The sequence below is a fragment of the Limobrevibacterium gyesilva genome, assembly GCF_025989185.1.
In the GTDB taxonomy this organism is placed as follows: domain Bacteria; phylum Pseudomonadota; class Alphaproteobacteria; order Acetobacterales; family Acetobacteraceae; genus Limobrevibacterium; species Limobrevibacterium gyesilva.
On the sequence record NZ_JAPDNT010000007.1, the window covers coordinates 26,526 to 40,834 of the forward strand.

11 protein-coding genes and 1 tRNA gene are annotated in these 14,309 nt (G+C 69.4%); 9 read left to right on the forward strand and 3 right to left on the reverse strand.

Annotated features, from left to right (window positions below):
* Window positions 1–10 precede the first annotated feature (10 nt).
* Both OL599_RS11430 and parA read right to left on the reverse strand, forming a co-directional pair.
* Window positions 11–460, reverse strand: a complete 450-nt coding sequence (locus OL599_RS11430; RefSeq protein ID WP_264713878.1) for a CopD family protein — start codon at window positions 458–460, stop codon at window positions 11–13.
* Window positions 457–1,083, reverse strand: coding sequence for a ParA family partition ATPase (gene parA, locus OL599_RS11435; protein WP_264713879.1), 627 nt, complete (start codon window positions 1,081–1,083; stop codon window positions 457–459). Before parA ends, OL599_RS11430 begins: the two co-directional genes overlap by 4 nt.
* A gap of 78 nt (window positions 1,084–1,161) precedes the next feature.
* Between parA and OL599_RS11440 the strand changes: the two genes are divergently transcribed.
* Genes OL599_RS11440 through OL599_RS11450 form a run of 3 tightly spaced genes read left to right on the forward strand, consistent with a single transcriptional unit; the run spans window position 1,162 to window position 6,387 of the window.
* Complete coding sequence (locus tag OL599_RS11440; protein WP_264713880.1) at window positions 1,162–2,562, forward strand: NAD(P)H-hydrate dehydratase; 1,401 nt, start codon at window positions 1,162–1,164, stop codon at window positions 2,560–2,562.
* Window positions 2,563–2,603: 41 nt separating this feature from the next.
* Window positions 2,604–3,983, forward strand: a complete 1,380-nt coding sequence (locus OL599_RS11445) for a malonyl-CoA decarboxylase (RefSeq protein ID WP_264713881.1) — start codon at window positions 2,604–2,606, stop codon at window positions 3,981–3,983.
* Between the two features lie 55 nt (window positions 3,984–4,038).
* Window positions 4,039–6,387 (forward strand): 1-deoxy-D-xylulose-5-phosphate synthase N-terminal domain-containing protein, encoded by a 2,349-nt coding sequence (locus OL599_RS11450; RefSeq protein WP_264713882.1) that lies wholly within the window; start codon window positions 4,039–4,041, stop codon window positions 6,385–6,387.
* A 45-nt stretch (window positions 6,388–6,432) separates the two neighbouring features.
* On the opposite strand, the gene OL599_RS11455 is transcribed toward OL599_RS11450, so the two are convergent.
* Window positions 6,433–7,518, reverse strand: coding sequence for an alpha/beta hydrolase (locus OL599_RS11455; protein WP_264713883.1), 1,086 nt, complete (start codon window positions 7,516–7,518; stop codon window positions 6,433–6,435).
* Between the two features lie 410 nt (window positions 7,519–7,928).
* On the opposite strand from OL599_RS11455, the gene OL599_RS11460 reads away from it, so the two are divergent.
* The 6 genes from OL599_RS11460 (at window position 7,929) to clpX (ending at window position 14,176) form a co-directional block, all read left to right on the forward strand.
* A complete protein-coding gene (locus tag OL599_RS11460) occupies window positions 7,929–9,245 on the forward strand; it encodes a DUF3300 domain-containing protein (RefSeq protein ID WP_264713884.1) in 1,317 nt (438 codons plus the stop codon).
* Window positions 9,246–9,263: 18 nt separating this feature from the next.
* Window positions 9,264–10,232, forward strand: coding sequence for a DUF2950 domain-containing protein (locus OL599_RS11465; RefSeq protein WP_264713885.1), 969 nt, complete (start codon window positions 9,264–9,266; stop codon window positions 10,230–10,232).
* 176 nt (window positions 10,233–10,408) lie between these two features.
* Window positions 10,409–10,493 (forward strand) — tRNA-Leu (locus tag OL599_RS11470).
* Between the two features lie 45 nt (window positions 10,494–10,538).
* Window positions 10,539–11,867, forward strand: a complete 1,329-nt coding sequence (gene tig / locus OL599_RS11475) for a trigger factor (protein WP_264713886.1) — start codon at window positions 10,539–10,541, stop codon at window positions 11,865–11,867.
* A gap of 157 nt (window positions 11,868–12,024) precedes the next feature.
* Window positions 12,025–12,669, forward strand: a complete 645-nt coding sequence (gene clpP / locus OL599_RS11480) for an ATP-dependent Clp endopeptidase proteolytic subunit ClpP (protein WP_264713887.1) — start codon at window positions 12,025–12,027, stop codon at window positions 12,667–12,669.
* Between the two features lie 250 nt (window positions 12,670–12,919).
* Window positions 12,920–14,176, forward strand: coding sequence for an ATP-dependent Clp protease ATP-binding subunit ClpX (clpX, locus tag OL599_RS11485; protein WP_264713888.1), 1,257 nt, complete (start codon window positions 12,920–12,922; stop codon window positions 14,174–14,176).
* Window positions 14,177–14,309: the final 133 nt, after the last annotated feature.

Consider the following 14,309-nt stretch of genomic DNA (forward strand, 5'->3'; position numbering starts at 1 on the left):
GGCGGCGGCCTCAGCGGAACGCCGCCACCACCACCGTCAGCAGCCCCAGCACCAGGTTCACCTGGATCAACTGGCGGATGCGGTCCACCAGGGGCGCGGCGGCGGCCCGGTCGCCGGCGTCCAGCGCCGCGCGCAGCCCGCGCCAGGGCCCGAAGAAGATCGCCAGGAACAGGCCGGCCATGATCAGCCCGGTGAGGTGCATCACGTTCACCGCCCAGTTCACGCCGCCGAAACCGCCATACAGCAGGAACAGCATGGCGTAGCCGGTCAGCAGCATCACCGGCATGGCGTGCCAGATGATGCGGAAGAAGCGCCTGAACACCTGCCCGTGCAAGGCCAGGCGCTGCGGCGGCTCCAGCACCGCCAGGCTGGGCCGCAGCACCAGCAGCGCGAACCCCATACCGCCCACCCACACCACCGCGCCCAGCAGATGCAGGGCCAGAAGCACGCTGCCGATCATCCCAGCACTCCTTCGATCTCGGCGAGCAGTGCCCGCAATTCCTGCGACGCGGTCGAGCGCGGCGCCGATTCCGTGACGCCCAGCCCTTGCGCGAACGCGCCGGCGAAGCCGACCCGGTTGCCCAGCGCGGTTGCGAAGGCCGGATAGCCGCGGCTGGCGATCTCCGCCGTCACCGCATCGCGCAGCCGGCCGGAAGCCGGGACGCGGTTCAGCAGGATGCGCGCCCGGCGCTTCTCCTCGCCGGCGACCTTCAGCGTGCCCTCGGCTGCCCACAGGTCCGGCGGGCTGGGCTGGATCGGCACCAGCACCAGATCGGCGGCGCGAATGGCCAGCTTGGCGTCGGTATCGACCTGCGGCGGGCTGTCGATGATCAGCACGTCGTGGCTGCGGCGCAGCTTGTCGAGCTCATTGCCGAGCCGCCAGCCGGACACGTCCGACAAGGTGATGGCGGTGGCGTTCTTGTGGGCCGCGCGCAGGGCGTGCCAGCGCGCGAGGCTGTGCTGCGGATCGATGTCCAGCACCGCCACCTTGCGGCTTTCGGCCAGGGCCGCGGCCAGATTGGCTGCCAGGGTCGTCTTCCCCGCGCCGCCCTTCTGCTGCGCCACCGTGATCACCACCGACATCGCGCGCGACTCCCTTGCACCGCAACAGTCTACTGTGGCGCATCGGAGATTCGGCGACCAATTACGGAGCCTGCGCACGTGACCACCGAACTGCTGACCCCCGCCGAAACCGCCGTGGCGGACCGTGCCGCCGTCGCCCTGGGCCGCCCGGTCGAATGGCTGATGGAGAATGCAGGCCGCGCAGTGGCCCGGGCCGTGCACGCCCGGTTCGCGCCGTGCCGGACCCTGGTGCTGTGCGGCCCCGGCAACAATGGCGGCGACGGGTATGTGGCCGCGCGGCTGCTGGAGCGGATGGGCTGGCCGGTCTCCGTCGCCGCCCTGGCGCCCGCCAAGGGCGACGCCGCCGCCGCGGCCGCGCGCTGGCGCGGCCCGATGGTCCCGTTCACCCCCGCCGAGGCCGCGCGGGCCGACCTCGTGATCGACGCGGTGTTCGGGGCCGGGCTGACCCGGGATGTCGGCGGTGAAGTGGCCGATGTGCTGCGCGCCGCCGGGCGCCTGGTGGCGGTGGACGTGCCGAGCGGCCTGGATGGCGCCACCGGCCAGGCCCGCGGCTTCGCGCCGCAGGCAGCCCTGACCGTTACATTCTTCCGCCTCAAGCCCGGCCACAAGCTGCTGCCGGGGCGCACGCTGTGCGGCGAGACGGTGCTCGCCGACATCGGCCTGCCGGAGCAGGTGCTGCAGGCGGTGCAGCCGCGGACGTTCCTGAACGGACCGGCGCTGTGGCGGCTGCCGGCGCCGGCGCCGGACAGCCACAAATACGCCCGCGGCCATGTCACCGTGCTCGGCGGCACCACCATGACGGGCGCGGCGCGCCTGGCCGCCGCCGGCGCGCGGCGGGGCGGGGCGGGGATGGTCACCATCGCCGCGCTGGGCCGGGCCGATGTCTACCGGGCCGGCGATCCCGGCGTGATCGTCGATGCGGCGCCCGTCGAGGTCCAGTTGCGCGATCCCCGCCGCGGCGTCTGGGTGTGCGGCCCCGGCCTGGGCTTCGACGCGGCCGCTTCGGTTCTGCCGTTGCTGCTCGCCGCCGGCCGGATGGTGGTGGCGGATGCGGACGCGCTGACCGCCTGCGCCGGCGACCCCGGCCGCCTGCGCGGCGCGGCCGTACTGACGCCGCATGCCGGCGAGTTCGCGCGCGTGTTCGGTCCGCTCGGCCCCGACCGCCTGGAAGCCGCCCGTGCCGCCGCAAGGCGCTCGGGCGCGGTGGTGCTGCTGAAAGGCTCGGACAGCGTCATCGCCGCCCCGGACGGGCGGGCCGCGATCAATGATTCCGCGCCACCCTGTCTTGCCACCGCCGGCGCCGGCGACGTGCTGGCCGGCCTGGTCGCCGCCCTGCTCGGCCAAGGCATGCCGGCGTGGGAGGCCGCCTGCGCCGCCGCCTGGCTGCATGGCCGTGCGGCCTGCCTCGCCGGCCAGGGTCTCGTGGCCGAAGACCTGCCCTGCGCCATCCCGCGTGCGTTTGCCGCCGCGCGCGCATAGACTTGCCACTCGCTTCGTCCACTCTCCCACGGAGATCCCGCGTGAACGAGATCGCCTCGCCTGGCCTGTTCGACCGCGCCATCCGGCGCATCACCACGGTCTGGCGCGATATGGCCGCCGGCGTCTCGCGCGACGAGGACGAGAGCATCGCCGCCCAGATGCAGGCCTGCCTGTCCGGCCGCGGCGGCGAGATCAGCGCCCGCAACCGCGCCGCCAAGCTCGCCCAGTCCTACCTGGTGTTGGACGAAGCCGGCCGCATCGAGTTCCTGCGCACGCTTGCCGGCTTCGATTCCGACCACGCCGCCGTCGCCGGCGCGTATGACGTGCTGCAGAAAGCGGGCGACGAGGCCGAGCGCGCCAGCGCGCAGATGCAGCTCCGCCGCGCGCTGGAGCCGCCGCGGCTGCGCCTGCTGACCCAGCTCACCACCATCCCGGACGGCATGAAGTTCCTGGTGGACCTGCGCGCCTTCCTGCTGAGCCGGATGCGCGGCGATCCGCCGCTGACCGCCCTCGAATCCGACCTCAAGACGCTGCTGGCGAGCTGGTTCGACGTCGGCTTCCTGGAACTGCGCCGCATCGACTGGGACAGCCCCGCGGCGCTGCTGGAGAAGCTGGTCGGCTACGAGGCGGTGCACGAGATCCGCGGCTGGCGCGACCTGAAAGACCGGCTGGATTCGGACCGCCGCTGCTACGCGTTCTTCCACCCGCGCATGCCCTCCGAGCCGCTGATCTTCGTCGAGATCGCGCTGGTCCAGGGCCTGGCCACCAGCGTGCAGACGCTGCTCGACCAGAAGGCGCCGGTGCTGGACCCCGGCGCGGCCGACGCCGCCATCTTCTATTCCATCAGCAACTGCCAGCGCGGCCTCGCCGGTATCAGCTTCGGCAACTTCCTGATCAAGCGCGTGGTCGAGGTGCTCGGCCGGGAGTTCCGCAACCTGCGCACCTTCGCCACCCTCTCGCCCATCCCCGGCTTCCGCCGCTGGCTGGATGCGCGGGCGAAGGCCGAGGACGCCACGCTTCTCACCGACGACGAAACGGCCGCGTTGCGCGAGGTCAGCGACGCCGAGACCGGGCTGCAGGCGCTGGCCACGATCCTGTCCCGCCGCGCCTGGCTGCGCGACGCCGGCCTGCGCAAGGTGGTGGAGCCGATCGCCGTGCGCCTGTGCGCCCGCTTCCTGCTGATCGAGGGCCGCGAGAAGCGCGCGGCCGATCCGGTGGCGCATTTCCACCTGTCCAACGGCGCGCGCGTGGAACGCATCAACACCATGGCCGATATCTCCGACAAGGGCCTGAAGGCCAGCGCCGGGCTGATGGTGAACTACCTGTATGATCCGGCGAAGATCGAGCAGTATCACGAGGACTACGCCGGCGAGGGCAAGCGCAGCGCCTCGACGGCGGTGCGTCGGCTGGCGCGCGGCTGAAGCAGATTCCGGGGGAACAACGATGAACGTACCGTCCAGGCCGACCGCGCCGCCGATGACCGACGCCCGCCACCTGCAACTGCTGCATGCGCTGGAGAAGAAGCTGCTGTGGCTGTCGGCGTGGATGATCCACAACGCCAACCACGTCCGCCCCAACCGTGACGGGCTGAAGGTGGGCGGGCACCAGGCGTCCTGCGCCTCGGTGATCTCGATCATGTCGGCCCTGTATTTCGACGTGCTGCGCCCGCAGGACCGCGTGGCCGTGAAGCCGCATGCCGGCCCGGTGTTCCACGCCATGAACTATCTGTTCGGCCGCCAGAGCGTGGACAAGATGGCCCGCCTGCGCCAGATGGGCGGCGTCCAGCCCTATCCCAGCCGGGTGAAGGACGGGCCGGAGGTGGATTTCTCCACCGGCTCGGTCGGCCTCGGCGTCGCCATGACCAGCTTCTCCGCCCTCATGGCCGACTATGTGCGCCTGCACGGGCTGGGCCGCGCGGACATCGCTCCCGGCCGCCACATCGCCATTGCCGGCGACGCCGAGCTGGACGAGGGCAACATCTACGAGGCCCTGCTGGAAGGCTGGAAGCACGACGTCCGCAATGTCTGGTGGATCATCGACTACAACCGCCAGAGCCTGGATTCCGTGGTGCCGGACCGCCTGTTCGGCCGCATCGAGGGCCTGTTCCGCGACATGGGCTGGAATGTCGTCACCATGAAATATGGCCGGCAGCTGCAGGCCGCCTTCATGCGCGACGGCGGCGAGGATCTGCGCCGCTGGATCGACGACTGCCCGAACAGCCTCTATTCGGCGCTGACCTTCCAGGGCGGGGCCGCCTGGCGCCAGGCGGTGCTGGCCGATCTCGGCCGCTGCCGCGGCGTGCGCGCCATCATCGACCCGCTGTCGGACGACGAGCTGGCGGCGCTGATGACCAATCTCGGCGGCCACGACATCGAATACATCATCGAGCAGCTGCGCGCCGCCGACGCGGCCGGCGACCAGCCGACCTGCTTCATCGCCTACACCATCAAGGGCATGGGCCTGCCCTTCGCCGGCCACAAGGACAACCATGCCGGCCTGATGTCCAAGGAGCAGATGGAAGGCTTCCGCGCCGCGATGAACATCCGGCCCGGCCATGAATGGGACCGGTTCGAGGGCCTCGACGCCGGCGCGGACGAGCTCGACGCCTTCCTGGCATCAGTGCCCTTCGCCACCCCGCTGACGCCGGACGGCCGCACGCTGACCGCGCCCATGGTCGCGATTCCGGAGCAATTGCCGCTGCCGCGGCTCGCGGGGCGAAAGATGTCCACGCAGGCCGGGTTCGGCGATATCCTCGCCGAGATCGGCCGCGGCCAGGGCGCGTTGAAGGAGCTGGCCGAGCGCATCGTCACCACCAGCCCGGACGTGACGGTGTCCACCAATCTCGGTCCCTGGGTGAACCGGCGCGGCGTGTTCGACCGCCACACCCGCAACGACGTGTTCCGCGACGCCAAGCTCGCCAGCGCCCAACGCTGGGGTATGGCCCCGGAAGGCCAGCACATCGAACTCGGTATCGCCGAGCAGAACCTGTTCCTGCTGCTCGGCGCCGCCGGCCTTTCCCATTCGCTGCACGGCGCGCGGCTGCTGCCGGTCGGCACCGTCTACGACCCGTTCGTGAACCGCGGCCTCGATGCGCTGATCTACGCCTGCTACCAGAATGCGCGCTTCCTGCTGGTTTCCACGCCCTCGGGCCTGACGCTGGCGCCGGAGGGCGGGCAGCACCAATCGATCAACACGCCGCTGATCGGCATGAGCACGGATCGGCTGGTCAGCTACGAGCCCACCCATGTGGACGAACTCGCCATCCTGCTGCGCCATGCCTTCCACCACATGCAGCAGCCCGACGGCTCGGCGGTGTGGCTGCGCCTGTCCACTCGCCAGATCGAGCAGAAGGCCCGCACGCTCGACCCCGCCGCCGTCATCGCCGGCGCCCATTGGGCGGTTCCACCGGCCCCTGGGGCCCGCGTCGCGCTGGCCTATCAGGGCCCGATCGCGCCGGAAGCCGAAGCAGCCTTCGCCGAACTGGCGCAGGAGGAGCCTGGCGCCGGCCTGCTCGCCGTCACCAGCCCGGACCGGCTGCACGCCGGCTGGCTCGCCGCCGGCCGCGCCCGCCGCACCGGCGAGCGCGCGGCGACGTCGCATGTCGAGCGCATCCTGGCCCCGCTGTCGCGCGACGCCGCGCTGGTGACGATCCTCGACGGCCACCCGGCCGCGCATGCCTGGCTCGGCGCCGTGCGCGGCCAGCGCGTGGTGCCGCTGGGACCGGACCGGTTCGGGCAGGGCGGCGACATTCCGGACCTGTATCGGGAATACGGCCTGGACACCGACGCCATCCTGGACGCCTGCGCGCAGGCGCTGCTGGGGTAGCAACGGAGGACCGAGAAGCCCGGGGTCGGCCAACCGGGGCCTTACTCAGACGGGCTGGTGATCGGGCGCGTCCGCGCCGCCGCGCGCCGCCACGATCACCGGCGCCGGGAACAGGCTGTACGCGTTCGCATTGGCGTCGTAACGCAGCCGCGTGGGTGTCTGCCCGGCCAGCGTCGCCACGATGTCCGCGCGCACGGTCGGTGACTGGCGGTAGTACTGGTGCGACCGGTCCGGCGAATCGAGCACGCCGCTGATCAGGTCGTTCACGCCGGTGCAATCCACGAACTCGTAGACGTTCGGCGAATAGAAGCGCGTATCCGCCTTGTCCGGCGGCCCGTCATATCCCAGCCGGAAATCGCGGTTGACCACATGGCTCAGCGCCATCGCAACGTCGTTGTTGTTGTAGTAGACGGTGATCTCCCGCCCGAGGCGCCAGAGATTGGACAGCCGGCCGCCGTTCGGCGCGCTGAACGTGCTGGCGGACTCGTCGGCCGCGGCCAGCACGATCTCGTCGAACAGCGGCGGCCCGGGCTGCGGGTTGGCTGCGAACCACGCCTCCACCGCGCTGCCTAGCATGTAGTTGCCCATGCTGTGGCACAGCAGATGCAGCCGCCGTGTGCCGATGCGCTGCTGCAGGGCCTGCAGCTCGCGCAGGAACAGGCCGAAATGAAACGCCGACTGCCGCGCCTGGGCCTGGTCGTGCCGATAGTCGGAATAGTCGCCGATGATGTCGGCCAGCACATAGGGCCGCGCCGGCCAGGTGAAGGCGATCACGTCGAACACGCTGCTGGCGCCCGGCACCGTCGCAGCACCCATCCAGCTCTTGTTGTACGCGGCGCGCTTGATCGCGTCGGTGAAGCTGTTGGCCGCACCGTGCACGAACACCAGGATGTCGTTCTGCGACCGCAGCACCGGCTCCAGGTCCTTGTCCGCGAAGCCGTCCTGGTTGAGCGGCGATATCGCGACGATGTCGCCGCTTGCGGGAGCAGCCAGGGTGATGTCGGTGACGGTGGCGGTGGCGCAAGACAGCGCACCCGCGCTGGCCGGCAGCGTCTCGTCGCCGAAATCCGGCAATCCCGCGGCGCTGTCCAGAAGGCGCTGACGGTTGGTGGCGAACAGGATGTTCGGCATCGCACATGCTCCCCCGGCTTGCGACCGGCATTGGCGTGACGGCTCCGGGGCGGTGCGGTGGTTCGGCCCTGCTCGGTCCACGCCGGCATTTCGCCCGGAAGCACCGCATCATCTCAGCGGGCACGGGCCGCACCATCGGCTCGAACGCCTCCGGCGGCATCACCGCGTGGTTGGGATCGAACGTGGATTGATCGTACAGGTCGTACCGGCAGACCGCACTTTGGAAATACGGATCATTCCGAAATTTTTCGTGAACGCGGCTGCCGCCCAAGCCCCTGTGAGTGCGTGGGTAACGCTTGCTTCAGGCGGACGATTCGCATCGACAATTTATGTCCGCGGGCATTAGCGTTTGTGCCAGCGTCTGCTTGCCGCGGATGTCGGGCTAGCCTGTGCGAATAGGGGGACGTCCCATGCTGCGTCGCCTGCTGCGGTGCCTGGCCTGCCTGCCGTTCGCGCTGTCGGGCGCGCCGCTGGAAGCTTCGGCCCAGGCACCACCGGCGCCGGTTCCCGCGCCGTCGCAGGAGGAGGCGACATCCTTCAGCGCCGAGCAGCTTGATGCGCTGCTGGCACCGGTGGCGCTATATCCGGACACGCTGCTGACCCAGCTTTTGATGGCCTCGACCTTTCCATTGCAGATCGTAGACGCGGCGCGTTGGGTGCAGGATCCCACGCACAAGGGGCTGACTGGCGGGCAACTGGAGCAGGCTTTGCAGCCGCTCGCCTGGAACCCGAGTGTGAAGTCGCTCGTGCCGTTCCCGCAGGTCCTGCTGATGATGAACGACAAGCTCGACTGGATGCAGCAGCTTGGTTTTGCCTTTGCCACCCAGCAGGCCGACGTGCTGGCCTCTGTCCAGCGCCTGCGCCACCAGGCGCAGCGGGCCGGCAACCTCAAGAGCACGGAGCAGCAGGTGGTCAGCGCCAGCTCTGATTCGCAGGCCATCACCATCGCGCCGGCCGACCCCCAGGTGGTCTATGTGCCGACGTACAACCCCGCCACGACCTACGGCGCCTGGCCCTATCCCGCCTATCCGCCGGTGTATGTGCCGCCGCCGCCCGGCTATGCATTCGGCACTGCGCTGGCCACGGGATTGGCCTTCGGCGCGGGCGTGGCGATCGTCGGCGGGCTTTGGAACCTTGGCAGCACGAACTGGGGCCGCGGCGACGTCAACGTGAATGTCAACCGGTACAACAACATCAATACGAACCGCGGGCAGATCTCGTCGGCAACGTGGCGGGCGCCGGCCCAGCGGCCGGGGGGGGGTGGGGCGGCCCGCCCGCCCGGCGGTCCGGTTGGCCGGCCGGCGGGGCGTGGTGGTCTGCCGGCCAACGCCGTCGGCCGCGCGAACGTTCAGGTACCTGGCGGGTTGGTGAATCGCCCGCTTCCGCCGGGTGGCGCGCAAGGCGGCCTGGGCGGCGCTGCGCGCCCTGGGCCGGGCGGGCAGGGGCCGCAACGCCAGGCGCAGGGCGCCCGCACGGGCCAAGCCAGCCGTGCGAACCAACCCGCCCGGCAACCCTCCGCCTCCCGGCAAGCGGCCCCCGCCTTCTCCGGCATGAGCGATGGCCGTCAGGCCCAGCAGTTCTCGAATCGTGGCGCCCAAAGCCGCCAGGGGCAAATGCAGCGGTCGGCGCCCCGCCCGCAGGCCAGTGCCGCGCGTGGCGGCGGTGGCGGACGCGGCGGCGGTGCCCCACGCGGCGGCGGTGGCGGGCGTGGCGGTGGCCGCCGGTAGCAGCAGGAGCGCACGCCAATGAGATTCCATCTCCGACAGCGGGCCAGTACCGTCCTGTTGCTGGTCGCCATCGCCTGCACCGGGGCGCCGCGGTCTCCCGTCGCAGCGCCGCCGCAGAAAGCGCCCGTTCCGCAGACCACCTTCCAGACGCCGGATGACGCCACACAGGCACTCGTCGACGCGCTCAAGGCCAACGATCCCGGGAAACTGCGCGCTGTGCTCGGACCCGGCAGCGAGCGGCTGGTCGGCTCGGGCGATCCAGTTGCCGATGCGGCGCAGCGGCAACGATTCCTCGCGGCCTATGCCGAGAAGCATGACCTCGAGACCGTCGGTGAGAACCGGAGGGTACTGCATGTGGGGCAGAATGACTGGCCCCTACCGATGCCCCTGGTCGCCGACGGAGGTCGCTGGCGGTTCGATTCGACCACAGGCGCCCAGGAGATTGTCAACCGCCGGATCGGTCGCAATGAACTGGCTGCCATTGGCGTGATGCTGGCCTATGTCCAAGCCCAGCGCGATTTCGCCGCCCGGGACCGACAGGCGGGTGGCCCGGGCGCGTATGCACAGCGCCTGTTCAGTTCGCCCGGCAAGCATGACGGCCTATACTGGCCTGCCGCGGCCGGAGAGCCCGACAGCCCGCTCGCCGAACTGATTCAGCGTGTCGCGAGCGAGGGATATCCGGGCGAGCCGTCGAAAGGCCCACCCAGGCCATACCAGGGATATCTCTTCCGCCTGCTGAAGGCGCAGGGTCCGAACGCGCCGGGCGGCGCTAAGGACTATGTCGTGGACGGGCGCATGACCAGCGGATTCGCGCTGGTCGCGTGGCCTGCAGTCTACGGCGCCTCGGGCATCACCACTTTCCTGGTCAACCAGGACGGGGTGGTGTTCCAGAAGGATCTCGGCCCCCGCACCGGGGCACTGGCCGGGGCGATGACCCGGTTCGACCCCGACATCACCTGGGCGCGGGTGGACGTGGTGGAACACTAGCCCTTTGTTTTCAGTGGCCTGCTGGCCCCTGCGTCCGCCGCAAGATGCGGCGAACTTCGGGGGCAGGACACTAGCGCCGCCCCTTGTTCGTTGTGTCCCGGGTCGTGTCTTATGGCATGGGCGTCTTGTGACCGATGGCCGGGTGCGCTAAGTCCCCGCGCTCACGGTCGCGGTTCGCGGGCGTGGTGGAATTGGCAGACACGCCAGATTTAGGTTCTGGTGGCGCAAGCCGTGGGGGTTCAAGTCCCTCCGCCCGCACCACCCGGCCGTGCTATGCTGATGAATTTACTGAGGATCCTCCGACAGATGCAGGTCACCGAGACGCTCTCCGACGGGCTCAAGCGCGCCTACACCGTGGTCGTGCCGGCCGCCGACATCGAGAGCCGGCGCAGCAAGCGGCTCGCCGAGATCGGCAAGACCGTCAACCTCCCGGGCTTCCGCCCCGGCAAGGTGCCGCTGCCGGTGGTGAAGCAGCGCTACGGCACCGCCGTCACCGCCGAGGTGCTGGAAGAGAGCGTCAACGACGCCACCCGCCAGGTGCTGAGCGATCGCGGCCTGCGCGCGGCCACCCAGCCGAAAGTGGATGTCGTCAGTCTGGAAGAGGCCAAGGACCTGGAGTTCAAGGTCGAGGTCGAGCTGCTGCCCGAGATCGCGATGCCGGATTTCGCCGCGATCGAGCTGACCCGTCTGAAAGCCGAACCCAGCGCCGAATCGGTGGACAAGGCGCTGTCCGAGATCGCCGCGCGCAACCGCGATCTGGTCGAGGTGGCGGAAACCCGCCCCGCCGCCAAGGGCGATGTCCTGACGGTCGACTTCGTCGGCAAGGTCGACGGGGTGCCGTTCCAGGGCGGCACCGGGACGGAAATGGATGTCGAGGTGGGCGGCGCCGGCTTCATCCCGGGCTTCACCGAGCAGCTGGAAGGCCTGGCCCCGGGCGAAAGCCGCACCATCGACGTGAGCTTCCCCGAGGAATACGGCGCCAAGGAGCTGGCCGGGAAGGCCGCGACGTTTGACATCACTGCCAAGAAGCTGAAGCAGCCGGTGGTGCCGGCGGTGGATGACGAGTTGGCCAAGAAGCTCGGCTTCGAGGGCATGGACCGGGTGCGCGACCTCATCACCCAGCAGATCCAGCGCGAATACGACCAGCTGTCCCGCCTGCGCCTGAAGCGCCAGCTGCTGGACGCGCTCGCCGCCACCGCCGCCTTCCCGGCGCCCGAAGGCATGGTGCAGGCCGAGTTCAACCAGATCTGGCAGCGCATCGAGGCCGACAAGGCCGAGGGCAAGCTCGACGAGGAAGACAAGGCCAAGGACGAGGACACCCTGAAGGCCGAGTACCGCGCCATCGCCGAACGCCGGGTCCGCCTGGGCCTGCTGCTGTCGGAGATCGGCCGGGTGAACGGCATCACCGTGGCCGCCGACGAGATGACCCGCGCCATGCGCGCCGAGGCCGGCCGCTATCCCGGCCAGGAAGCGCAGGTGATGGAGTTCTTCCGCAAGAACCCGCAGGCCGCCGAGACGCTGCGCGGCCCGATCTTCGAGGAGAAGGTGGTCGATTTCGTGCTGGAGCTGGCGAAGCTGACCGACAACGCGGTCACCCCCGAGGAGCTGGCCCGCGAGCCGGACGCGGCCGCCTGATACGCGCCTCCGGCGACGATCGACCCGGACAAACGACGGGGACCGCAGCCGCATGGCTGACAGCGGCCCCGCCGGCTCCTATTTACACGGAATTGACGTCACGCAATCCATTCTTCCGGCCCGCACAAGGCCGGGGAACCGCAGGGGTAGAGAGCACATGGCGGACCGCGATCCCGTCGAGATCTACAACAACAATCTCGTGCCGATGGTGGTCGAGCAGACCGCCCGGGGCGAGCGCGCCTACGACATCTACTCGCGCCTGCTGAAGGAACGCATCATCTTCCTGACCGGCACGGTCTTCGACCAGGTCAGCAGCCTGATCTGCGCCCAGCTGCTGTTCCTGGAGAGCGAGAATCCCACCAAGGATATTTCCTTTTATATCAACAGCCCCGGCGGCGTTGTCTCGTCGGGTCTGGCGATCTACGACACCATGCAGTACATCCGCAGCCCGGTTTCCACCGTGTGCATCGGCATGGCCGCCTCGATGGGCAGCCTGCTGCTGACCGCCGGGGCCAAGGGCAAGCGCTTCGCGCTGCCGAACAGCCGCATCATGGTGCATCAGCCTTCCGGCGGCGCCCAGGGTCAGGCGACCGACATCGAGATCCAGGCGCGCGAGATCCTGACGCTGCGCAAGCGGCTGAACGAGATCTACGTGAACCACACCGGCCAGTCGATCGAGGCCATCGAGAGCAAGCTGGAGCGCGACAGCTACATGTCTGCCGGGGAGGCTCGCGATTTCGGCCTGGTGGACGAGGTGGTGGAGCGCCGTCCGGTGCCGGCCGAGAGCGAGACCAAGAGCTGAACGGCGAGCGGGCGTCTGGCGTCGGGCCGAGCGGCTGGACCGGGACCGGGCGGCCGCCGGCGCCTTGGGATCACGGCAGCATCCCGCGATTCAGCGGGAGCGACCCCTTGCGGGCATGTGGCTTGCATAAACATTTACCTTGGCAAAGCGGCGCTTTGCCGGCCTTTCCCTTGCCGGTTCTTGTCCGCCTCCCTGAGCGGGGGCTAGACTTGCGGCGGTGTGTCCCCGGTAGTCCGGGACAGGAGTGCTCATGAGCAAATCCGGCGACTCGAAGAACACCCTCTACTGCTCGTTCTGCGGCAAGTCGCAGCATGAAGTCCGGAAGCTGATTGCCGGACCGACCGTGTTCATCTGTGATGAATGCGTCGAATTGTGCATGGACATCATCCGCGAAGAGCACAAGACCCACCTGGTGAAGTCCCGCGACGGGGTGCCCACGCCCAAGGAGATCTGCAAGGTCCTCGATGACTACGTCATCGGCCAGGCCCATGCGAAGAAGGTCCTGAGCGTGGCGGTGCACAACCATTACAAGCGGTTGGCGCACGGGGCGAAGAACAACGACATCGAGATCGCGAAGTCCAATATCCTGCTCGTCGGCCCCACCGGCTCGGGCAAGACGTTGCTGGCGCAGACGCTGGCGCGCATCCTCGACGTGCCCTTCACCATGGCGGACGCCACCACCCTCACCGAGGCCGGCTATGTCGGCGAGGATGTGGAGAACATCATCCTGAAGCTGCTGCAGGCGGCCGACTACAATGTCGAGCGGGCGCAGCGCGGCATCGTCTATATCGACGAGGTCGACAAGATCAGCCGCAAGTCCGACAACCCCTCGATCACCCGCGACGTGAGCGGCGAGGGGGTGCAGCAGGCCCTGCTGAAGATCATGGAAGGCACCGTCGCCTCGGTGCCGCCGCAGGGCGGGCGAAAGCATCCGCAGCAGGAATTCCTGCAGGTCGACACGACGAACATCCTGTTCATCTGCGGCGGCGCCTTCTCGGGGCTGGAGAAGATCATCGGCGCCCGCGGCAAGGGCTCGGGCATCGGCTACGGCGCCGAGGTCCGCAGCCCGGACGAGCGGCGCACCGGCGCAATCCTGCGCGAGGTGGAGCCGGAAGACCTGCTGCGCTTCGGCCTGATCCCCGAGTTCATCGGTCGCCTGCCGGTGGTCGCGACCCTTGAGGACCTGGACGAATCGGCCCTGGTCGAGATCCTGACCAAGCCGAAGAACGCCCTGGTCAAGCAGTACGGGCGCCTGTTCGAGATGGAAGGCGTCAAGCTGACCTTCACGGAAGATGCGCTGGGATCGGTGGCCACGCGCGCCATCGCCCGCAAGACCGGCGCGCGCGGTCTGCGGTCGATCATGGAAAGCATCCTGTTGTCCACCATGTTCGACCTGCCGGGCCTGGACGGGGTCGAGGAAGTGGTGATCAACCGCGAAGTGGCCGAGGCCCGGTCCAATCCGCTGTTCCTCTACGGCAAGGAGCGGCGGGCCGAGACCAGCGCCTGACACGGATCTGCTCCCTGCAGTTGTCGTGCGGGGAGCAGGCCGGCGCCGCCCCCGGTCGGCGCCACGTGGATGTCAAGATCTTGTGGCACGGTCGGGGTGTGCCGATATCCGGATCAATCATCCAGGTGCCATA

Excerpts from the sequence above, each read along its gene's own strand:
- tig (WP_264713886.1), top strand. The coding sequence starts at position 10,539 with ATGCAGGTCACCGAGACGCTCTCCGACGGGCTCAAGCGCGCCTACACC.
- clpP (WP_264713887.1), top strand. The coding sequence starts at position 12,025 with ATGGCGGACCGCGATCCCGTCGAGATCTACAACAACAATCTCGTGCCG.
- OL599_RS11455 (WP_264713883.1), bottom strand. The coding sequence starts at position 7,518 with ATGCCGAACATCCTGTTCGCCACCAACCGTCAGCGCCTTCTGGACAGC.
- OL599_RS11460 (WP_264713884.1), top strand. The coding sequence starts at position 7,929 with ATGCTGCGTCGCCTGCTGCGGTGCCTGGCCTGCCTGCCGTTCGCGCTG.
- OL599_RS11465 (WP_264713885.1), top strand. The coding sequence starts at position 9,264 with ATGAGATTCCATCTCCGACAGCGGGCCAGTACCGTCCTGTTGCTGGTC.
- OL599_RS11430 (WP_264713878.1), bottom strand. The coding sequence starts at position 460 with ATGATCGGCAGCGTGCTTCTGGCCCTGCATCTGCTGGGCGCGGTGGTG.
- clpX (WP_264713888.1), top strand. The coding sequence starts at position 12,920 with ATGAGCAAATCCGGCGACTCGAAGAACACCCTCTACTGCTCGTTCTGC.
- parA (WP_264713879.1), bottom strand. The coding sequence starts at position 1,083 with ATGTCGGTGGTGATCACGGTGGCGCAGCAGAAGGGCGGCGCGGGGAAG.
- OL599_RS11450 (WP_264713882.1), top strand. The coding sequence starts at position 4,039 with ATGACCGACGCCCGCCACCTGCAACTGCTGCATGCGCTGGAGAAGAAG.